At 60.7% G+C, this 21,086-nt stretch carries 14 protein-coding genes and 2 tRNA genes; 10 read left to right on the top strand and 6 right to left on the bottom strand.

Features of this window, described 5'->3' with window-relative positions; all coding sequences use genetic code 11:
• Nucleotides 1-52: 52 nt before the first annotated feature.
• Both E4021_RS08430 and E4021_RS08425 read right to left on the bottom strand, forming a co-directional pair.
• On the bottom strand, nucleotides 53-1,702 hold the full coding sequence (locus E4021_RS08430; RefSeq protein ID WP_136458332.1) for a T9SS type A sorting domain-containing protein: 1,650 nt from the start codon (nucleotides 1,700-1,702) through the stop codon (nucleotides 53-55).
• Nucleotides 1,703-1,737: 35 nt separating this feature from the next.
• Nucleotides 1,738-4,536 (bottom strand): TonB-dependent receptor, encoded by a 2,799-nt coding sequence (locus E4021_RS08425; RefSeq protein ID WP_136458330.1) that lies wholly within the window; start codon nucleotides 4,534-4,536, stop codon nucleotides 1,738-1,740.
• 226 nt (nucleotides 4,537-4,762) lie between these two features.
• Between E4021_RS08425 and E4021_RS08420 the strand changes: the two genes are divergently transcribed.
• The 6 genes from E4021_RS08420 (at nucleotide 4,763) to E4021_RS08395 (ending at nucleotide 14,228) form a co-directional block, all read left to right on the top strand.
• Entirely contained in the window at nucleotides 4,763-5,521 is a 759-nt protein-coding gene (locus tag E4021_RS08420) for an isoprenyl transferase (protein WP_136458328.1), read from the top strand.
• A gap of 59 nt (nucleotides 5,522-5,580) precedes the next feature.
• Nucleotides 5,581-8,121: an outer membrane protein assembly factor BamA gene (gene bamA / locus E4021_RS08415; RefSeq protein WP_136458327.1), complete on the top strand. Its 2,541-nt coding sequence runs from the start codon at nucleotides 5,581-5,583 to the stop codon at nucleotides 8,119-8,121.
• 188 nt (nucleotides 8,122-8,309) lie between these two features.
• A complete protein-coding gene (gene hppD / locus E4021_RS08410) occupies nucleotides 8,310-9,437 on the top strand; it encodes a 4-hydroxyphenylpyruvate dioxygenase (protein WP_136458325.1) in 1,128 nt (375 codons plus the stop codon).
• A gap of 525 nt (nucleotides 9,438-9,962) precedes the next feature.
• Complete coding sequence (gene recO / locus E4021_RS08405; RefSeq protein ID WP_136458323.1) at nucleotides 9,963-10,697, top strand: DNA repair protein RecO; 735 nt, start codon at nucleotides 9,963-9,965, stop codon at nucleotides 10,695-10,697.
• 16 nt (nucleotides 10,698-10,713) lie between these two features.
• A complete protein-coding gene (gene lnt / locus E4021_RS08400; protein WP_136458321.1) occupies nucleotides 10,714-12,477 on the top strand; it encodes an apolipoprotein N-acyltransferase in 1,764 nt (587 codons plus the stop codon).
• Complete coding sequence (locus E4021_RS08395; RefSeq protein WP_136458319.1) at nucleotides 12,477-14,228, top strand: BamA/TamA family outer membrane protein; 1,752 nt, start codon at nucleotides 12,477-12,479, stop codon at nucleotides 14,226-14,228. The genes lnt and E4021_RS08395 overlap by 1 nt, the downstream gene beginning before the upstream one ends.
• A gap of 26 nt (nucleotides 14,229-14,254) precedes the next feature.
• Here the strand turns inward: E4021_RS08395 and sppA are convergent, their stop codons facing one another.
• Nucleotides 14,255-16,033, bottom strand: a complete 1,779-nt coding sequence (sppA, locus tag E4021_RS08390; RefSeq protein ID WP_136458317.1) for a signal peptide peptidase SppA — start codon at nucleotides 16,031-16,033, stop codon at nucleotides 14,255-14,257.
• Nucleotides 16,034-16,194: 161 nt separating this feature from the next.
• On the opposite strand from sppA, the gene E4021_RS08385 reads away from it, so the two are divergent.
• A complete protein-coding gene (locus E4021_RS08385; RefSeq protein ID WP_136458315.1) occupies nucleotides 16,195-17,439 on the top strand; it encodes an S-adenosylmethionine:tRNA ribosyltransferase-isomerase in 1,245 nt (414 codons plus the stop codon).
• Here the strand turns inward: E4021_RS08385 and E4021_RS08380 are convergent.
• Both E4021_RS08380 and nhaD read right to left on the bottom strand, forming a co-directional pair.
• A complete protein-coding gene (locus tag E4021_RS08380) occupies nucleotides 17,407-17,790 on the bottom strand; it encodes a lipocalin-like domain-containing protein (protein WP_136458313.1) in 384 nt (127 codons plus the stop codon). The genes E4021_RS08385 and E4021_RS08380 overlap by 33 nt on opposite strands.
• A 12-nt stretch (nucleotides 17,791-17,802) precedes the next feature.
• Nucleotides 17,803-19,227 carry a sodium:proton antiporter NhaD gene (gene nhaD, locus E4021_RS08375; protein WP_136458311.1) on the bottom strand — a complete coding sequence of 475 codons (1,425 nt, stop codon included), beginning with the start codon at nucleotides 19,225-19,227 and terminating at the stop codon, nucleotides 17,803-17,805.
• An 86-nt stretch (nucleotides 19,228-19,313) separates the two neighbouring features.
• On the opposite strand from nhaD, the gene E4021_RS08370 reads away from it, so the two are divergent.
• The 3 genes from E4021_RS08370 to E4021_RS08360 all read left to right on the top strand — a co-directional run bounded on the left by E4021_RS08370 (nucleotide 19,314) and on the right by E4021_RS08360 (nucleotide 20,402).
• Nucleotides 19,314-20,036, top strand: a complete 723-nt coding sequence (locus E4021_RS08370) for a hypothetical protein (RefSeq protein ID WP_136458309.1) — start codon at nucleotides 19,314-19,316, stop codon at nucleotides 20,034-20,036.
• A gap of 124 nt (nucleotides 20,037-20,160) precedes the next feature.
• A tRNA-Glu gene (locus E4021_RS08365) sits at nucleotides 20,161-20,232 on the top strand.
• A gap of 98 nt (nucleotides 20,233-20,330) precedes the next feature.
• Nucleotides 20,331-20,402 (top strand) — tRNA-Glu (locus tag E4021_RS08360).
• Between the two features lie 403 nt (nucleotides 20,403-20,805).
• Here E4021_RS08360 and E4021_RS18580 read toward each other — a convergent pair.
• A partial coding sequence (locus E4021_RS18580) for a transposase (protein WP_168797527.1) occupies nucleotides 20,806-21,086 on the bottom strand: 281 nt, incomplete at its 5' end.

Below are 21,086 nucleotides of genomic sequence, written 5' to 3'. Positions count from 1 at the left end.
CCCCGCCGGCCGGAGCCGACGGGGTTCTTTTACCCGGGGTGAGCGGCGGAGTTTACCGCAGCATCACCTTGCGGGCGGTGGTACCTTCATCGAGCCGCAGCTGGACGATGTACTGTCCATTGGGCAGGTCGCCCCTACCGATGGTGTAGGAAGACTGTCCCAGTCCGGTGATCTGCGCGACGCGACGACCGTTGATATCGAAGATATCGATCTGGCGGATGCGCAGGTTCTCGGCCACCCGTACCGTGAATCCGGCCGTGGTGGGGTTGGGGAACAGGTCCAGGCCAACGGTGGCGTTTGAGATTACCTCTTCGGTGCTGGTCGACAGGTTGGCCAGGTCCAGGCCGATGTAGGCGCGGGGCACGAAGTAGGCGATCATGGTATCCACTACCGTACGGGCCGCGGCAGCGTCCGTAGCGTTGGGGTTGAACATGTTCTCACCCGCGATCACGAAATCGGCGTTGATGTTCTGTCCGGTCACCGAGTTGAAGGCGGTGATTTCGGCGCGTACCTTGGCGGGATCCATCCAGTTGTAGGGGGAGCTGAAGGTTTCACCGGGGTAGACGAAGGGGTACATGTTGTCGTGCGACAGTTCGTATTCCTCATCGCCGGTCACGTTGTCGGGATCGGGATCCACGACGATCGACTTGTAGACTTCGTTGCGGGCGTTGACGGCCACTGACAGGTCACTGTACATATCGGGCAGGTCCGTGGTGTTGGCGGCGGCGATGGCGTCGTTCAGGCCCAGCATATTGGCCTTTTCGATGATCTGCTCAGTTCCCGCTACGCCGTCAACCACGAGGTCACCAGTGGTGGGTACGATAACGTCGCCGATCGAGAAGGGCGCGAAGGGGTCACTGGCGCTGTGGAAACCCACTACCAGCGGCTCGCCTTCCTTGCCTTCCATCCAGTCGAGATCACCGAGGGCGCCCCCGGCGTTGACCGACATGGCCACGTTGGAGTTGTAGCCTACATGGTTGGGAATGTTGGTGGGGACCTGTCCGCCAGATCCGTCGGGCATGGCGGCCGGCAGGGTACCCTGGGGGTTGGAATCCATGTTCTGACTGACGTAGGGTTGGTCGTTGACGTCGTAGAAGCGGTCGTCGGCCAGGATCTCCTCTACGTCATCGAGGAACGCGTGCGTCATGGTGACGTAGCCGCCCGTGCCGAGTCCCCAGAAAACGATACGGCTTGTATCGATCTGGTAGGGGTTACCCTCTTCGGCAACCGTCTTGCGGAGGAAGCGGGCCAGGGTGTGGGCGTCCTGTCCGCCACGGTAGGCGGCTTTCAGCAGGGTGCTGGTGCGTACGTCCTGATCCTGGGCGGTGGGCAACCAGCCCGTGCGGTATTCGGCGGCCATGCCTACGTAGCCACGAGTGACCAGTTCGGACATGATGGCAACCAGGCCGGAATCGCGGCGGCTGCCGTAGGGTCCCTGGTTCAGGTACTGAATGAGGAAGTTTCCGGTGGGGAACATAACGACTACCGGCCGCAGCTGGGTGGTCGTATCGTCGGCCGGCTCGTACACATCGACCTCCAGCTGATTGACGCCCCGGAGGAATACGTCGATGTTCTGACCGAAGGTGTCAGTGGTGGGTGCGCTGACCTCAAACATGGGGTCGATGAAGCGCGTCTGCGCGGTCAGGCCCGTGCACAGGCCCAGCAGCAGCACGACTACAGAGAGGGTAAAGGTTCTTAACATAAGTAGTAGGTTGTTAGAATAGAGCGATTAGCGATTTAGCGTTGGTCCAGCTGGTAGGTAGCCGTCAGGTAGGCCAGGCGACCGATGCGGGGCCCGCCGTATACCTGAAAGACCTGGTTATCCAGTAGGTTACTGGCCCCTAACTTAAGGGTTGTATTGATACCGGGTAGGGCAAAGTTCACTTGTGCATCGAGCAGGCCATAACTCTCGATAAAGCCGGTAAACTGCGGGCTCCCCTCAAAGATGAAACCGTCCACCCACTTGTAGTTCACACGGAACCCGAAATCGGTCAGGGCGCCGCCCAGCAGGTTTACGGGAACGTTACGGCCGGAGATGCCCAGGTTGTACTTGTGCTCCGGCGTGTTGAAGGCCGGAATGATGGGATCGTCGGTTTCGGTGTTCAGGCGGTTCCAACTGTAATTGCCGTTCAGGGCGTAGTAGTCGGCGAAGTAGAAGTTGGTACCCAGGCTAAAGCCCTGGGTGGTAACCCGGTCGCGGGCATTGGCGGCCACGCGGTAGGCCTGGGCACCGCTGAGGATGCCGGAGAAAAAGTCAACGTCCGCACCGAGGTTGAAGCCAATAAAGTCGTCGTAGCGGCTGTAGTAGTAGGTCGCGTCCAGGAACAGGCTGCTGCCCACCGTGGTACGGATACCACCCTCTACGGTCTTCACCTTTTCGGGCTGGATGGCCGGAACGTCGAAGTATTCCAGCACGGTTTCGTCGCCGCTGTTGACGAAGTTGACCAGGCTGGGGATCGTGACCAGATTCTCCACCCCGTCGATGTTGCCCAGCAGGATGGCCCGGCCGACGTTGTAGAACAGGTACTGGTCGTTGAGCGTCGGGTTGCGGATGGCCGAGCTGAAGGAGGCCCGCAGGGTGGTCCGGTCGGTAGGCGTGTAGACGAAGCTGGCGGCCGGACTGAAGAGCAGGTCGAAGTTCTTGTTCTTGTCGGCCCGCAGACTGGCGCTGATCCTGTAGCGGTTCTGGAGGTTAAGGGTGCCGCCGCCGTAGACGCCGTATTCCCAGGTGTCGATGTTGCGGCCCATCGTATCGAGCAGGATGGTACCCTTGCTGTCGGGGGTGTAAAGGCGATAGTTGGCACCTACCGTCAGGTCGAGGTCACTCGATTCATTGGGTTGCCAGACGTCGGCGAACTGCTTTTCCCCGTGCAGGTGATAGAGGGCGCTCTTGTCGTAGAACTTGGTGCCGCCCTCGCTGATCAGGGTGCCGGTGATCTCGTCAAAGGCATCCTGGAAACGCTGGGTGCCCACTTCGTAGTAGTCTTCGGTACCCGGCGCGATGGCGCGCTGGGCCACTTCACGGGCCTGTTGGTGGTAGCCGGGCAGCAGGGCCTGGATGGCGGGCTGCGCCACAAAAGCGGCCACGCGCTCGCGGAACTCGGTGATGTCGCACGATTGCGGGAAGCAGTCTGGGTAGCCTTCCATATTGGTCAGCTGGGGCGAGATGTTGCCCCGCCAGAAATTGCGGTAGTCGGTCTGCCACTGGGCGTCTGACTTATGCCGGTTCAGCAGCTGAATGGCCGTGAAGTAGGGGTCGTAGCTGTCGCCGGCGTCCTCGTGGGTCACGTAGCCGCGCAGGAAGAAGTTGTCGCGGTTGCGCAGTTCGATCCGGTGCTGATAGAACTGGATGTTGCGCAGACTGAAGCGGTTGTCGCCCTGGTAGACGGTCGTACCCGTGCTGTAGTTCGTGGCCAGCAGCAGTTCGGTACTTTCCAGGGTACGCGAGGGGTTGAGGCGAAAATGGAAGGCGGCCCCGGCCTTGAGGTTTTCACTGTCGTAGTCCACCAGGTCCTCTTCCTTGTACCCCTGCCGGCGGATCACGCCAAGGCCCGGTGCGCGGCGGTCGCGGCGGAAGTCGAAGGAGTTGTTGGCCTCGTCGCCGTAGATGTTGACCGCGTCGTAGCCACCGGGGTTGTCGCGGCCCAGTTCGGTTCCGAAGACCGGGTCGAAGTTGTCCGCTACCCAGTCGTCGGCCCGGAAGCCGAAGAGGTTAAGCTTATAGGCAAACCAGGGGTTGCCGTCGTCGTTCTTGAGCGCCTGCGCCCAGCGCACCCCGCCCTCGATAAGGTTGCGTTCGCCCACCTTTACCTGGGCCGAGAGGCCGGGTTGCAGGAAGGGGTCCTTGGTTTCCAGCGCGATCACGCCGTTGAAGGCGTTCGGCCCGTAGAAGGCCGAGGAGGCCCCTACCACCAGGTTGACGCGGTTGACGTCCAGTTCCGAGGCCCCGAGGAAGTTACCGAGGCTGAAGTTGAGTCCCGGACTCTGGTTGTCCACTCCATCGATAATTTGCAGGGAGCGGACGGGGTTGGTGCTGTTAAAGCCGCGGGTGTTCACGATCTTGAAGCCCAGGCTGGCGGCGGTGAGGTCAACGTCCTTCAGGCTGCCCAGGCCATCGTAGAAGTTGGCCGCCGCGGTTTCCTTGATGGCGATGGCGTCGAGGGTTTCCACGGTCAGGGCGGCCTGCTGCTGTTTTTCGCTGATGCGGCGGCCGCGCACCTCCACTACGTCGGTGGTCACCGCGTTGTCGCCGAGGCGCACGGTCAGATCCTGCTCCGGATCGGTCACTTCCAGCTCCGTCGGCGCGAAGCCCGTATAGGAGAACTGCAGGATGATCGGCAGGCCGCTGACGGTGAGTTGCCAGCTGCCGTCAACGTCCGCTACGGTGCCGTTGGCCGTTCCCTTGACCAGCACGGTGGCCCCGATGAGGGCATCGCCGTTTTCCGCGTCGAGGATGGTGCCGTTCAGGGTGACCTGAGCAGAAAGGGTACCGCTGATCGCCAGGCAGCAAACGGCTAGAAGGGTAGATAACCTCATTATTTTCTTGGCTAAAGGGGGCTACATGATCAAACTGAAGGGGTGAATATAGATCCACCCATCGCGTCCGCAATTTAGTGAAATTTCGCTAGCACCCCTCACAATCGACTTTGCGGCGGAGCGCGGGTGCCGGGTCCGTCGGCTAAAACAAGCCATGTCAAGTGGTCCCGTCCAATCTCCCCCCGGCCGACCAAACTAAATCCCTTACCTTTGCGCGTCCTTAATTATGCAGGAGCTCAAGCAACAAATTGACAAGGACCGTCTGCCCCACCACGTCGGGGTTATTATGGACGGCAACGGCCGCTGGGCCCAGGGCCAGGGCAAGCCCCGTGTGTTCGGTCACCACAGCGCCGTAGAGGCCGTGCGGGCCACCGTGGAAGGCTGCGCCGAACTCGGCGTGGGTTACCTGACCCTGTACGCCTTCAGCACCGAAAACTGGGATCGCCCCGAGATGGAGGTCGGCGCCCTCATGCAACTCCTGGTCGACACCATCGGGAGTGAGATGAAGATGATGCTCGACAACGGCATCCGCCTGGCGACCATCGGCGACACCGCCGGCTTGCCCGAAGCCACCCGCGATGCGCTGGCTTTCGGCATCGAGCAGACCAGCCAGGGTGACGGCATGACCCTGATCCTCGCGCTCAACTACAGCGGAAAGTGGGACCTGGCGCGGGCCGCCCGCCAGTTGGCCCTGGAAGTAGGCGCCGGCCGCATGCAGGCCGAAGCCGTAGACGAAGCCGCCCTGAGCGCCCGCCTGAGCACCCACGCCTACCCCGATCCGGAACTCATCATCCGGACCAGCGGCGAACACCGCCTCAGCAACTTTTTCCTGTGGCAGGCGGCTTACGCGGAATTCTACTTCAGCCCCGTATTTTGGCCCGAATTTCGCAAGCCCGACCTCTACGCCGCATTCGTCGATTTCCAGCAAAGGGAACGACGCTTCGGCAAAACGAGCGAACAATTGAAGCAGGCGACCAACCCCTGAACGTTAGTTTCTATCCTTACCCCCGACGGCCGGCTCCCCCGCCGGCAAACCGTACTAGCATGAGATTTAGCTTTTTTCTTTTTTGCCTCGTCTGCTTCGGCTGTTGGTCTACTCTTTCCGCTCAGACTGATACCCTGGGCCAGCCCGTATTCGACTACAGCGAACCCCAGGAGTACGAGATCGGCGGCATCAAGATTGAAGGCGCCTACTTCGCCGAAGAAAACGCCATCATCGGCGTTACCGGCCTGAGCGTGGGGCAGGAGATCCGCATTCCCGGTCCCGATATTCCCCGCGCCATCCGCAACCTCTGGCGCCTGCGCCTCTTCACCAACGTCTCCATCGAGGAGGAAAAGACCATCGGCGACGTCATATTCCTCACCGTTCGGGTGGAAGAGCGCCCCCGCTTCCTGCGCCACAACTTTACCGGCGCCAAGCAGAGCCGCCACGACGATCTCAACGAGGAAGTGAACAAGTACATCGTCCGCGGCGGCATCGTCACCGAGGACGCCAAGGTCAACGCCGCCGAATCCATCCGCGGCTACTACGTGGAAAAGGGATACCTCGACGCCACCGTTTCCGTGGAGGAGATACCCGATACCACCCGCCCCAACTCCGTGCGCCTGCAGTTTGACATCGACCGGCAGGACCGCGTCAAGATCGCCGACATCAACTTCATCGGCAACGAAGCCGTCAAGGACAAGAAGCTCCGCAAGCAAATGAAGGAGACCAGCGAGAAGGGCCGCATCTTCAAAAGCTCCAAATTCCGCCCCTCCGAATTCGAGACCGACAAGGAAGCGGTGATCGCCTACTACAATACCCTCGGCTACCGCGACGCCCGCGTCGTCAGCGACAGCGTTTACCGCGATGAGGACGGCGACCTGGTTATCGACATCAACCTAAACGAAGGCAACCAGTACTACTTCCGGAACATCACGTGGAAAGGCAACTCCATCTACGACGATGAGACCCTTGCCCGCGTACTCGGCATCACCCGCGGCGACATCTACAACGAGGAGGAGCTGCAAACGCGCCTGAGCTTCAGCCAGGACAATGCCGACGTGTCCTCCCTGTACATGGACAACGGCTATCTCTTCTTCAACGTCGACCCCATCGAGGTCGCCATCGAAGGGGATTCCATCGACCTGGAAATGCGCATCTTCGAGGGCCCCCAGGCCACCATCGACAAGGTAGTCATCAACGGCAACGACCGCACGCACGAGCACGTCATCCGCCGCGAACTCTTCACCCGCCCGGGCCAGAAGTTCAGCCGCTCCGATATCATCCGCTCGCAGCGGCAGATTATCGGACTGGGCTACTTCAACCAGGAAACGCTCGGCATCGAGACCCCCGTCAACCCCGACCGCGGTACCGTGGACATCATCTACACCGTAGAGGAAAAACCCAGCGACCAGCTGGAACTCAGTGCCGGCTGGGGCGGCCGCCGCGGGGTGATCGGCACCCTGGGCGTAACCTTCAACAACTTCAGTCTCCGCAACGTCTTCAACCGCGAAGCCTGGCACCCCCTCCCGCAGGGCGACGGACAGCGCCTTTCGCTGCGGGCCCAGACCAACGGGCGCTTCTACCAGAGCTACAACGCCAGCCTCACCGAGCCCTGGCTGGGTGGCAAGCGACCCACCTCGCTGTCGGTGTCGGCCTTTTACAACAAGTACGACTTCGGCACCAGCACGGTGCCCCGCAAGCTGATCATCCAGCAGGCCGCCGTCAGCCTCGGTACCCGACTGCGCTGGCCGGACGACAACTTCGTCTTCCGCACCGGCCTGAACCTGCAGACCCTGACCCTCGACAACTGGGGTGAACTCTTCACCACCGACCAGAACGAGCAGGTCACCACCGGCAACTACAACAACTTCAGCCTGCAGTTCTCGCTGTCGCGCAATACGGCCACCGACCCGATCTATCCCAAACAGGGTTCCAACATCGAGCTCTCCCTCCAGGCCACCCCACCCTACCGCCAACTGGGCATCCGCGACAACCCGAACCTGCTCGAGGACGTCGAGGAGCGCTTCCGCTACGTCGAGTATCACAAGTGGCGCCTCAACGCCGAATGGTACACCCCCATCACCCAGAAGCTGATCCTCAAGACACAAGCCAAGATCGGCTACCTCGGCAGCTACGACGATGCCGTGGGCGTGAGCCCCTTCGAGCGCTTCCAGCTCGGTGGCGACGGCGTCAACAACCAGCAGTTCGCCTTCGCCGGCGTCGACATCGTCAGCCTGCGCGGCTACGAGATCGAGGACCTGCCCAACAACTTCATCACTACAGAAAGCGGCGGCTCACGCAAGATCGCCACGCCCATCTTCAGCAAGTACACCGTGGAACTGCGGTACCCGCTTTCGCTGAACCCGTCGAGCACCATCTTCGTCCTGGCCTTCGCGCAGGGCGGTAATGCCTGGCGGACCTCCCGCGACTTCAACCCCTTCGACCTCAAGCGCAGCGTGGGCCTCGGCGCGAGGGTATTCCTACCGATGTTCGGTACCCTCGGTTTCGACTGGGGCTACGGCTTCGACAAGAACAAGGCCCTCACCGAAAAGGGTAACCTGAGCACCTTCAACATCATTCTCGGCTTCGAACCGGAATAGCATTACGTCATCCCCGGTCGGGCTGTCGAAAATATGTGATCCTGCTTCCCGCCCGGGTGTAGTACCCGACGCTTTCCTCCTTTGCCGTTGGCGAAAACAAAGAGATGTGTAAATTAGGGAAGGCAACCGGCGCGCAATTCTTATATTTGTGTTTGCAATAGTTGTCACAGCAAGTAAATAAGACGATCATGATCCAATCCGCCCCCTCCACCACGCCCGACGTTTCTACCGATGCCTTCCCCATCAACGGCACCGACTACTTCGAGATGCTGGTCGGAAACGCCCGGCAGTCGGCCCATTTTTACCAGACGGCCATGGGCTTCCAGCCGCTGGCTTACGCCGGATTGTCTACCGGACTGAAGGACCGTGAATCCTACGTACTGGTGCAGGACAAGATCCGCCTGGTGCTCACTACCCCCCTGAAGCCCAATACCGATATCGGTAAGCTCATCGACCGTCACGGCGACACCGTCCGTACCGTAGCCCTCTGGGTAGACGACGCCCGCGCCGCTTTCGAAACCGCCACTGAGCGAGGAGCGGAAGCGTACTTCGAGCCCCGCGAGGAAAAGGACGAGCACGGCCATGTTATCCGCTCGGCCGTGAAGAGCTACGGCCACGTGGTACACGTTTTTGTGGAGCGCTCGGCCTACGACGGCGTCTTCCTGCCCGGCTTCGTGGCCTGGGAGCCGGAGTACCGCCCCGAGAGCATTGGCCTCAAGTTCGTAGACCACATGGTGGCCAACGTCGACGAAGGACAAATGAACAAGTGGGTACAGTGGTACGCCGACGTCCTCGGTTTCAAGCAGCTCATCAGCTTTGACGACAAGGACATCAGCACCAAGTACACCGCCCTGATGAGCAAGGTGATGTCGAATGGCAACGGACGCATCAAATTCCCGATCAACGAGCCGGCCCCCGGCCTCAAAAAATCCCAGATCGAGGAGTACCTCGAATTCCACGGCGGACCCGGCATCCAGCACATTGCCGTCGCCACCGACAACATCGTGGAAACCGTCACCAAACTGCGCGACCGCGGCGTAGAGTTCCTCCGCGTACCCGCCACCTACTACGATGACCTGCTCGACCGCGTCGGCAAGATCGACGAATCCGTAGACCCCCTGCGCGAACTCGGCATCCTGGTCGACCGCGACGACGAAGGTTATCTCCTCCAGATCTTCACCCGCCCCATCGGCAGCCGCCCCACGGTGTTCTACGAGATCATCCAGCGCAAGGGTGCTACCAGCTTCGGCAAAGGCAACTTCAAGGCCCTCTTCGAAGCTATTGAACGGGAACAGGAGCTGCGCGGCACGCTTTAGGTGAAGGGGTCAATTGGCTAAGGTGTCAATTGGACTGCAGCTGCCCCTTGCTTCGCTCCGGTGGGTGTTCAAGGGGCTAAGGTTTCAATTGGCTAAGGTGTCAATTGCACTACAGCTACCCCTCGCTTCGCTTGGGTGGGTGTTCAAGGGGCTAAGGTGTTAATTGTTTAAGGGGTCAATTGCATTGCAGCTACCCCTCGCTTCGCTCGGGTGGGTGTTCAAGGGGCTAAGGTTTCAATTGGCTAAGGTGTCAATTGCACTGCATCTACCCCTCGCTTCGCTTGGGTGGGTGAGGCAAGGTGTTGATTGCCCCAGCCCGGAGCGAAGTGAGGAATAAGCGCGATGTCATTCACCCCTTGATACCTTGACCCATTGACTCCTTAAACCCGGCCCGAGCGAAGCGAGGGATGAATGCTACGACCTTGACCCTATGACCCCTTACCTTGCCCGAGCGAAGCGAGGGATAGGCGTAACGCCCTTGACCCCGTGACTCCTTGACCCCCTGACCCCCTGACCCCCTGACCTATGCTCCTGAAAACCCGCGGCATCATCTTTCGGTCCACAAAATACGGGGAGTCGTCCCTTATTCTGGAGGTATACACCGAGGAGCGGGGCATTCGGAAGTACATCGTCAGCGGCGTACGCAAGGCGCGCAGTTCTACCCCGGCTAGCAAACTGCAGCTGATGAATCTGGTCGACATCATCGCCTACGAGCGGCCGGGCAAGGAGCTCACGCGCATGAAGGAAGTAAGGCCCGCCCAGATCTACACCCGGATTCCTTTCGAGGTAGAGCGGGGTACGATCGGGCTTTTCATGCTGGAAGTGGCCCGCAACAGCATCCGCGAATCGGAGGAGAATACGGCCCTGTTCCAGTTCCTGTTCGACGCCTTTGCCTTTCTGGACACCACCACGGGACCCATCCAGAATATACACCTCCACTTCCTGCTGGAACTCACCACCCACCTCGGCTTCCTGCCTTCCGGCGAGCATACCACCGCCACGCCGTTGTTCGACCTTAAGGAGGGTCGATTCATTGGTGGCTTCCCCGGGCACACCGAATATCTTGACGACAAGCGGGCCGCCCTCATGTACCGGTTGCTCCACGCCGACCGCGCGGGCCTGGCGGACGTCCAGACCACCCGGGAGGAACGCTCCGGCCTCCTTACCGACCTCATGCGCTACTACCGCCACCACATCGAGGGGATGCGCGAGATCAACTCCCTCGGCATCCTGCGCGACGTGATGGCCAGCCGGAAGTAAGGTTATCTTTGCCGCCATGCGCTCCCGCACACCCTACGCCATCGGCTGCCTGCTGCTTTCCGCGATGACCGCTTACCTGATGTATGCCCGGGCCCAGCAACAGGAACTCTGGGGCTACCTCCCCCTGCTGCTGTACTTGTCGGCCTGGGCCGGAACCGCCCTGCTCGTGAGCCGACGGGCCCCGGCACCCGCGCGCCGCCGGCTCCTCCTCTCTACGGGTAGCGGACTGCTGCTTGGACTCGGTTTTCCCGGCTACCTGCCGCTTCCGATACTGCTGTTTGTGGCCTGGGTGCCCCTGCTCCTGCTGCAGCGGGAGGAACGGAGCACGCGCCTGGTGTTTTGGCACGGTTTCAACGCCTTTCTACTCTACAATATCCTGGCCACGTTCTGGGTGACGAACACAGCCTTTTTCGCCGGGCTCTTCGCCGTGGTAGTGAACAGCCTGCTGATGTGCATCCCGTGGCTGCTATTTCACTGGACCAGCCGGGTATCGCCCAAGGTGAGCTACCTCTCGCTGATCGTCTTCTGGGTAAGCTTCGAGCATTTTCACTATAACTGGTCGCTGAATTGGCCCTGGCTGACCCTCGGCAATGGTCTGGCGCAGTTTCCCGCCCTCATCCAGTGGTACGAGATCACCGGTGTGCTCGGTGGCAGCGCATGGATCCTGGCGGTCAACTGGCTCGTGCTGCGTTACCTGCTCCGGCCGCGGCCCCGCCCCTTCCCCTACGCCCTCACGTTGGCGGTCGTGGTTCCTTTGGCGGCCTCCCTGCTGCGCTACGCAACCTACACACCGCCGGCGGGTCAGCGCATTACGGTCAGTGCCATTCAACCCAATTTCGAGCCGCACTTCGAGAAGTTCAACCTGCCCGTGCAAGAGCAGCTCCGGGTATTGAAGCAACTGACCACGGAAGCACTGAATGCCGTGGAAGGACCGGTAGATTACCTGCTGCTGCCCGAGACCACATTCAGCAGCGTGGAGGAAACGGATCCCCTGGCGGCCCCCGCCCTGGCCTCCTTCCTGCGCGAGCTGTCCGCCGACCGGGTAGATTACCTGGTTACGGGAGTCAGTTCCTACCGCCGCTTTGATCCCGGCGAACCGGTGACCGATGCCGTGCGCTACTACCCCGCCGCGGACGGCGGCGAAATTGCCCTCGAAGCCCTGAACGGCGCGGTGCAGGTAAGTACCTCCACCCCGGCCGAGGTACAGACCTACCGCAAGGGGGTCTTCGTTCCGGGCGCGGAAAGTTTCCCCTTCCGCAAGGCGCTGTTCTTTCTGGAGCCCCTGGTCAACAGCCTGGGCGGCAGCGTGGCAGGTCTGGGTACCCAGGCTACGCGCACTCCCTTCACCGGCGGACCGGCCGCGGTGGCCCCGGTGATCTGCTACGAAAGTGTCTTTGGGGAATACTTCACCGGCTACGTGCGCGAGGGGGCCGAGGCGGCCTTTGTGATGACGAACGACGGCTGGTGGGACGATACCCCAGGGCACCGGCAGCACCTCTGGTTTTCCAGCCTGCGCGCCATCGAAACCCGTCGGGCGGTGGTGCGATCCGCCAATCTCGGTGCCTGCGCCTTCATCGACCAGCGGGGGCACATCGAGAGCCGTACCTACTACGACGAGCGCGGCTACCTCAACGGCAGCCTGCAGCTCAACGCGGCAGTCACGCCCTACGTCCGGTTCGGCGACATCGTAGCGCGCGTAGCGGGGCTACTGGCCGTCATGGCCCTGCTTTCCAATATCGCCCATACGCTAAGGCGGCGGAGCGGAGCGTTGCAGCCCTGATGCGTGCGCTACTTTTTTTCCTCCCCCTCCTGCTACCCCTTCTGGCGCGGACGCAGGTGCCGGGATCCTGGACCCTGCGCGTTAATTCCACCGACTTCTCCTTCGACGACCGGCTGCCGGGACGCTTCACCGATTCCCTGGCCATCGCGGCCTATTTGCAGGAATGGCGGCAACGCCAGCTGGAATCCGCCCGCTGGGAAGCTTCGGTCGACAGCCTTTACGCCACCGGAGAGCGGGAATTGACGGCTGTACTGCACCGCGGTCCGGAATACGTGTGGACGGCCCTCCACCTTCCCGAGGATCCCGACGTGGAACGTTGGGCCCGCCGCGCCGGCTACCGCGACCGCCGTTTCGCCCGTGGACGCCCCCTCTCGCCGCAGGCGTGGGCGGGCGTACGCGATACCCTGATCGCCCGCGCCGCCGCCGAGGGCTACCCTTTCACTTCCGTAGGGCTGACGGACATCGAGTGGACCGCACCGGGTGCCCTCTCGGCCACCCTTGACGTGCGAACCGGGCCACGTATCCTGATCGGCGACGTCCGCGTCCCGGAAAGCGTGCGCGTGCGCAGTGTATTCGTCGAGCGGTACCTGGGCCTGGTGCCCGGCGAATTGTATAGTCAGCGCCGTGTTCGGCGCTTGCGCAGCCGCCTGGCCCAACTGCCCTATCTCAGCGTTACCGGGCAGCCGACGGTGAGTTTTCGCGACAGCCTCGCCTTTATCGACCTGCCCTTGGAGCGGCGGCCGGCCAGCCGGTTCGACTTCGTGATCGGGGTACTGCCCAACAGCAACCAGACCGGCCGCCTCCTCATCACCGGCGAGCTGAACGGGGAATTATATAATGGATTCGGCCAGGGCGAACGCATCGCCGCCCGCTTCGAGCAACTCAAACCGCAGACCCAGGAACTGCAGCTGGCGGTGGATTATCCTTTTCTGCTCGGACTGCCGTTTGGATTTGAGGGCGAACTGGAACTCTACCGCCGCGATACCTCTTTCCTCAATCTCGGCTGGCACCTGGCCGCTACCTACCTGCGGGAGGGCAACGACCGGGTATCGGCCTTCTGGGAGCAGCGGCGCACCCTCGTGCCGGGCCTCGACAGCACCCGGCTGGTCAACGGACTACTGCCCGACACCCTGGGCGTGAGTCGGTCGCTGTTCGGACTGCAGCTCAGGCGCAACCGCACGGATCGCCGCTTCAGTCCGCGCAACGGCTACGTCGTGGACCTGAGCGCGGCCGCCGGCTTCCGCCGCCTGCGCGACGTCAACTTCGTGGGAGAGGTGGCCGACAGCCTCTCCGCCCGGAGTACGCAGTATCAGCTGAGCGGTGCGCTGGACTTCTTCTTCGATCCATTCCCGGGGACGGTGGTGTACCTCGGCTTTCGCGGCCGGGCTTTACTGACCAACCGCTCCGTCCTGGCCAATGAGCAATTCAGGATCGGCGGGGCCCGCCTGCTGCGGGGATTTGACGAGCAGCAACTATTCGCGACCGACTACCAGGTGGTTACCGCCGAGTTCCGACTGCTCCTGGGTGAGCGCGCCTACCTCTTCGCCTTCGCCGATGGCGCCCGCCTGAACGCCCGAACCGCCTCGCGCCCCACGGTACCGATCGACTACCCACTGGGTTTCGGCGGTGGCGTCACCTTCGATACCCGTGCCGGGCTGTTCGCCCTGAGCCTGGCCCTAGGACGCACGAATACCGCGCCTCTGGACCTGGGTGCCCCCAAGGTCCACCTGGGTTACGTGAGTGTATTCTAGGGAACGGTAGCCTACTACTTCTTGACCTAAAACGTGACTATCAAAGGCAGTCGGGCCTGGGGTTCCTGCAGACGGGTGAGGTCGCGGATGAGTTCGAAGTGGCGATAGGAGGATTCGCCGAGTTGGTCCTTGAGCACTTTGCTCACGACGCGGTTGTCGTCCGATTCCCCCATCAGTTCTTCGAGAATGGTTTCCCAGTAGGGTTTCACCTTGGGGTAGTGGGCGATGGAGTAATCGTCTTCCATATTGGCCAGGTGAGCAGCGGAGGCGATGGCTTCCTCCAGTCCGCCGAGTCGGTCCACCAGACCGATTTCCAGGGCCCGGGTACCGCTATAGACGCGGCCACCGGCAATTTCGCGCACCTTCTCGACGGGGAGGTTGCGACCGTCGGCCACGCGCGATAGGAAGGTCTGGTAGATGGACTGCGTACGCTGATTGAGCAGGGCCCGTTCGTCTTCTCCCATTTCGCGGAAGGGGCTGAAGGCGTTGGCATTCGCGGCGGTGTTTACGGTATCGAAGCTGATGCCGATCTTGTCTTCCATCAGTTCGCGGATCACGGGGAAGGTCAGGAAGACCCCAATCGAACCGGTGATGGTAGTGGGTTCCGCGAAGACGCTGTCGGCGGCCGCGGAGATGTAGTATCCTCCGCTGGCGGCGTAATCGCCCATGCTAACGACCACCGGCTTGCCAGCCGCCTTGAGTTTTTCGACGGCGTACCAGATGTTTTCGCTGCTGCTGGCGCTGCCGCCACCGCTGTTGACGCGCAGCACCACGGCGCGTACGTCGTCGTCTTCGGCCAGTTTTTCGATCTCGTTGACGTACTTCCGGTCGCCGATGCTGCCCAGGTCGCCGTCGCCGTCGACGATGCCGCCTTCGGCTACCAGGATGGCAATTTCGTCGTCGCCACCCTCGAGTCGATTCAGGCGGGCGGCGTAGTAGTCGGACAACTCAATGAGCTTGAGTTTCTCGTCGTAGTCGAAGCCTACCTTGTCGTGCAGGAGCTCGTCTACTTCCGTGCGGTGGCGGATGCCGTCGATCAGTCCGGCGTCCACCGCTTCCTGGTCTTTCCAGCCGGTCATATTGCTGGCCGCGGCGTGGAGCTGAGCGGTAGAAACGTTGCGGGAGGCACTGATGTCCTCCAGCATTACGGAGAACAGGTCGTTGAGGAATTCCTTGGTCTGCTCGCGGTTCTCCGGACTGATTTCGGTACGGCGGAGGGGTTCCGTGGCGCTCTTGTAATCGCCGGCGTAGAAGATCTCGAACTTGATGCCCGCCTGGTCCAGGGCGTTCTTGAAGAAGGGTATATCGGCACCCAGTCCCCGGAAATCCACTACGCCCAGGGGGCCGAGGTACACTTCATCGGCCACGCTGCCGAGGTAGTAGGCACTCTGGGTATAGTAAGGAGAGTACGCCACCACGAATTTACCGGATTCCTTGAAGCCTCGGATGGCTTCACGCAGGGTACGCAAGGTGGTGAAGGGTACCCCACTGGGCTCCTTACCGATGTAGATACCTTTGATATCGTCGTCGGTGGCGGCGTGCTCGATCGCGCGGATGATGTCGTGCAGCCCCAGTTTCTCTTCACCGTTCAGGGAAGCGAAGATGTCGCTTTCGGCTACGTTGCCCGTAAGTTCCGGCAGACCATCCAGTTCGATGGTCAGGATAGAATTCTGACTTACCTGTGGTTTGTCCTGACCTTTGGCGGCGATTCCGCCCACGATCGCGGAGCCGATGAGAATCAGAACAACGAGGGCCAGGAGGGTGCCCAGGCAGGAACCGAGTAGAAGCTTCAGAAAATTAGGCATACCGAAAGATTAAAGATGTACCGTGGTAAAGGCCACAAGTAACGCAATGGGTTGTGCATGCCCCCGGCCTTTTCGATCAACGTGCCGATAAAGTGGACGGAGTTTTCCCGCCGCCGCGCGCCCCATCCACAAAAAGCGACCCTACTGCTACCTTTGCGGCCATGACTCCGGACGCCCGCGCCCTGCGCATCGACGATTATGATTACTCCCTGCCCGACGAACGCATCGCCCGCTATCCCCTGCCCGACCGTGCGCAGGCCCAACTGTTGCACTACCGTGAAGGGCGTATCGATACGCACCGCTTCGCGAAACTACCCGAACTCCTTCCGGCCGGCACCCTCGTCATCGGTAACCAGACGCGCGTCATCCACGCCCGCCTGCTGTTCACGCTGCCCGACGGGCGCCCCCTGGAAATATTCTGCCTCGAGCCACTAGACCCGGCCGACTACGCCCGCTCACTCGGCAGCACCGAAGCGGTCGAATGGAAATGCCTGGTGGGCGGCAACCGCCGTTGGAAAAGCGGCCGGATCGAGGCCCGCGTGTGGGTGGGGAAACTGGAATGCCGGCTCACCGCTACGCGTGGGGACCGGTTGGACAATACCTTTCGCATCACCTTTTCGTGGCGCGCGGACGGCCCCCTGAGTTTCGGGGAAGTGTTGGAAGCCGCCGGTTCCATTCCCCTGCCCCCCTATCTCGGCCGCCCCGCCGAGGCCGCGGATCGCGACCGCTACCAGACCGTCTTCGCCGAGCAGGAGGGGTCGGTGGCTGCCCCCACCGCCGGCCTGCACTTCACGCCCGAGGTAATGGCCCGGCTCAGGGAAGGCGGTAGCGCGTTCCGCACCCTCACCCTCCACGTCGGCGCAGGCACTTTCAAGCCGGTTACCTCCGATACCCTGGGCGACCACGTCATGCACCGCGAGTACTTCAGCGTAGATCGCGCGCTGCTGCGGACTCTCCACGATCAAATCGCCGCCGGCCGGCCTGTAGTGAGCGTCGGCACCACTAGCATGCGCTGCCTGGAAAGTCTGTTTTACTTCGGTGCCCGCCTGCTTTGCGGAGAAGCGGCGGGTGATTCACTCGACCAGTGGGTAGCCAGCGATGCCCGCTTCTCGGAACGGGATGTGGCACCCGCGCTTGCCGCCCTCCTGGAACATCTGCAACAGGAAGGCCGGGATACCTTCAGTGGTTATACCCAGTTGCTGCTCACGCCGGCCGTGCGGCCGCGGGTGGTGGACGGGCTCATCACCAATTTTCACCAGCCGCGGTCGACCTTGCTCCTGCTCGTGGCCGCGATGGTCGGGGAAGACTGGCGGCGGATCTACAATCACGCCCTGGCGCACGATTTCCGTTTCCTCAGTTACGGCGACAGCAGCTTACTGTGGCGGCGGAGCGCTGGTGCGGAGTAAGGTCACGAGCCGCTCGGCTGAGTCGGCTTTCATACGCAGTATCAGGGTATCCAGGGTGAGCTTCTCCACCGACACTACCCTTTCGGGGTTGGTAGGCTGGGTGGTATCCTGGGCGAAGAGGTATCCGTCGTCGTACCGCCAGGTACCCGCTTCCTGGTACCGCAGCGTTGAGGTGAACTCGTAGCGATTGTCCGGCCGGAAGTCGAAAGTGATCTCCCGGGGATCAAGTTTCAGGCTGTCGCCGTCTTCGGTCACCAGGCTACCGCGCCATTCGCCGTACAGCAGGTCGTCTTCCCGTTCGCAGTGGAGGAATAGAAGGGATAACAGGAAAAGGCAGGACAGTCGCAGCAAGCGGAGGGAGCGTTAGTGGGTCACGCCGATGTTGAACACCGACTCAATAATGATGAAGGCGACGGCACCGGCGGCGAAGCCGATCATGGCCAGCCAGGCGATTTTCTTGAAATACCAGATGAAGTCAATGCGCTCCATGCCCATGGCGGCCACGCCGGCGGCGGAACCGATGATGAGCATGCTGCCGCCGGTACCGGCACTGTAGGCGATGAAGTGCCACAGGCGGGCGTCGATGGGGTAATTCTGCAGGTCGTACATGCCCATGGAGGCGGCAACCAGCGGTACGTTGTCAATAATGGCCGAGAGGAATCCGAGGATGATGATGACCACATCCTCACTGGGGATTACGGCGCGCAGGCTTTCGGCTACGGCCCGCAGGGCACCTACTCCGTTGACGACCACGGTCTCCAGGGCGGCAACGGCCATGAGGATACCGAGGAAAAACAGAATGGAGGACATCTCGATCCGGCTCAGGGCCTTATGGGCCGAGTACTGCACCTTTCGCTCTTCGGTAAAGTCCTCTTCGGGGTGGATGTACTCCGATACCAGCCAGACGACACCGAGGCTCAGCATCATACCCAGGTAGGGGGGCAGGTGGGTGATGGTCTTGAAAATGGGCACGAAAACGATCATCCCCAGGCCGAGGAACAGCATTGTCTTGCTGGACAGCAGGCGACCCTGCTCTTCGTCGTCCTCGTCGACTTCCACCATATTGATTTCTCCCTGGAAGGGCTTAAGGAAGCTGGCCACCGCGAATGGCAGGGCAAAACAGATCAGGGAGGGCACGATCAGGAACTCCATCAGGCCGGCCGTACTGACGCGTTTGCCGATCCACAGCATGGTGGTCGTTACGTCACCGATGGGCGACCAGGCGCCACCGGCGTTGGCCGCGATCACGATAAGGGCTACGTACCAGATGCGTTGGTCGCGGTCCGGCACCAGCTTGCGCAGCAGGGTGACCAGTACGATGGTGGCCGTGAGGTTGTCGATGATGGCCGAGAGGATGAAGCCCAGTCCGCCCACGATCCAGAGCAGGCGGCGCTTCGAGCGGGTCTTTACCCAGCCTTTAAGGATGTCGAAACCGCGGTGCAGGTCGACGATCTCCACGATGGTCATGGCGCCGATCAGGAAGATCAGGATCTCGGCGGTTTTACCTAGGTGGTGCAACAGAGCCCCGACGAAGCCCTCTTCGGCTACTTCGTGGGCACCGGCGTGGCCCACTTCCATAGCATCGCCGCTGAGGCTGTTATACATATTGAAAACCTCGCCCTCGGTGTTGACGATCTCCAGCAGCCCCGCGTTGTAACCGAGGCTGAGCAAGGCCCAGCAGATCGCACCCATAAGCAGTGCAGGGACTGTTTTGTCAAGACGGAGGGGGTGTTCGAAAACGATTACGATGTAACCGATGACAAAACAGGCTACTATTGCTGCGATCATAGTTAATGGTTTACGGTGGAGGTTCTCCTGCTGGCAATTATACGAATAGTACGCAACTACCACCGCCGAAAAACAGTTTGCTATGCATGAAACCGGAACAAGGAAACGACCTGACGCGACTTCTTCTCCTTGGCGGAGCGGCCCTTCTGAGTCTGCTCCTGCTGCTCCGCATCCATCCACCCATGGCCTTTATGGCCTTTGCTATCGGCGCTACCGTCGGCTTTTTTCTGCTCGGCAACCAACTCACTGACCTTTTTGGTAAAAAGGGCAAGAAGGGCGGTGCGGAGTCTGATTTTTCCCGGCGGGTGTCCGAACGGTTGGCCGATTGCCGTCGGCGCGAGGAAGGCTTCCGCGATGAGGGGGAACGGATTCTGAAAAGTATTGCCACCCTGCGCGACGACCTCGCCCGTAACCCGGCCGCCGACGAGGCGGAGGTAGCGAAAGCCCAGGCCATCATCAAGGAACTGGAAGCGGAGTTCAGCCTGCGCCACGCCAAGGCGAGTTTTTTCTCCGAGTGCGCGGTCAAGTTGCGCGAGCTCCTCGACCGGCACCGACTCGTGGAAAGTATGGCCGCCCGACGGCGGGAGCTGCGCGAACTGCGCCGGACCAACTTCGATGATGAGGCAGCCGTGGAAGAGACCCGCTTCAGCATCGAACAGGATACCATTCAGCTAGACACCATCGTAGAGCTCAGCAACAGCGCCGCCAGCAGCAGCAAGGCCGAACAGGCTGAGGCCTTGCGGGACCGGCTTGAGCGCCTGCGCAGCACGCTTGGTCGCCAGGAACGGCCGCAGGGAGAAGGCTCCTGATTGATTTTTCTCCGAAATTCCTTGCGATTTTCCCTCAACTAAGTATCTTTGCCACCGCAAAAGCCGGAACGCCGGTGGATGAAATTTACGCGACCCGTCAACTTCATCCCTTGCAAACTAATATGGCCCGTTCGTCTATCGGCTAGGACGCCAGGTTTTCATCCTGGTAAGAGGGGTTCGATTCCCCTACGGGCTACTTTGATTTACCAATTCTGGACTTACAGTTTACCATTTGTCCGTCGCCGGATCCATTTCCATCGACCGCCAACTGTACCTTGCAAGCAGAATTATTTTGGCCCGTTCGTCTATCGGTTAGGACGCCAGGTTTTCATCCTGGTAAGAGGGGTTCGATTCCCCTACGGGCTACTTTGATTTACGATTGCTGGATTTACCACTTTCAATTTACAATTTGGCCGTCCTCGCGGAGCTCTCTCCCCTGACCGCAAATTGTCAATCACCAGTAGTCAATCGTAAATTTTCCTCCGGCCCATTTGGCGCCCGAACAGAGGAGTTTTCAATTTACCATTTACAATTTTTGGATTTACGATTTACCATTTTGGCCGTCGCCCGACGCTGCCTGACACGACCGCATATTGTAAATCTGAAATTGCCAATCGTAAATCTACCCGCCTCCGACGACGGCAAATGGTAATTTGTAAATGGTAATTTGCCAATCATAAATCGTTTCCCTCCTCTTTCAGTGATTCATCACTCGACCCAGGAGAATTTACAATTTTTGGATTTACGATTTAGAGCATGTCTAAAAATTTCAGGGGCCGTCGGCGGCTAGTGACGATATAACCATCTGAATATTAGCCATAAGAATAAAGCCTACAGAATTTTCTATCGTTCGCTCGTAATCCTTGATGATTCGACGGAAGAAATTCATCCAGGCGAAGCTTCTTTCAACCACCCAACGCTTCGCTTCGACGACAAAACCCCGCTGATCCGGCGGACGGCTAGGGCACTCAAATACTACTCGGTCAAGTTGGCTCATCAACACAGCAAATTGGCCCGTGTAAGCACTGTCCGCAAGAAGCTTCTTCGCGC

This window comes from Neolewinella litorea, assembly GCF_004803465.1.
Taxonomy (GTDB): Bacteria; Bacteroidota; Bacteroidia; order Chitinophagales; family Saprospiraceae; genus Neolewinella; species Neolewinella litorea.
Note: the sequence above shows the minus strand (reverse complement) of the source record. Positions and strands in the feature narration are given on the sequence as shown.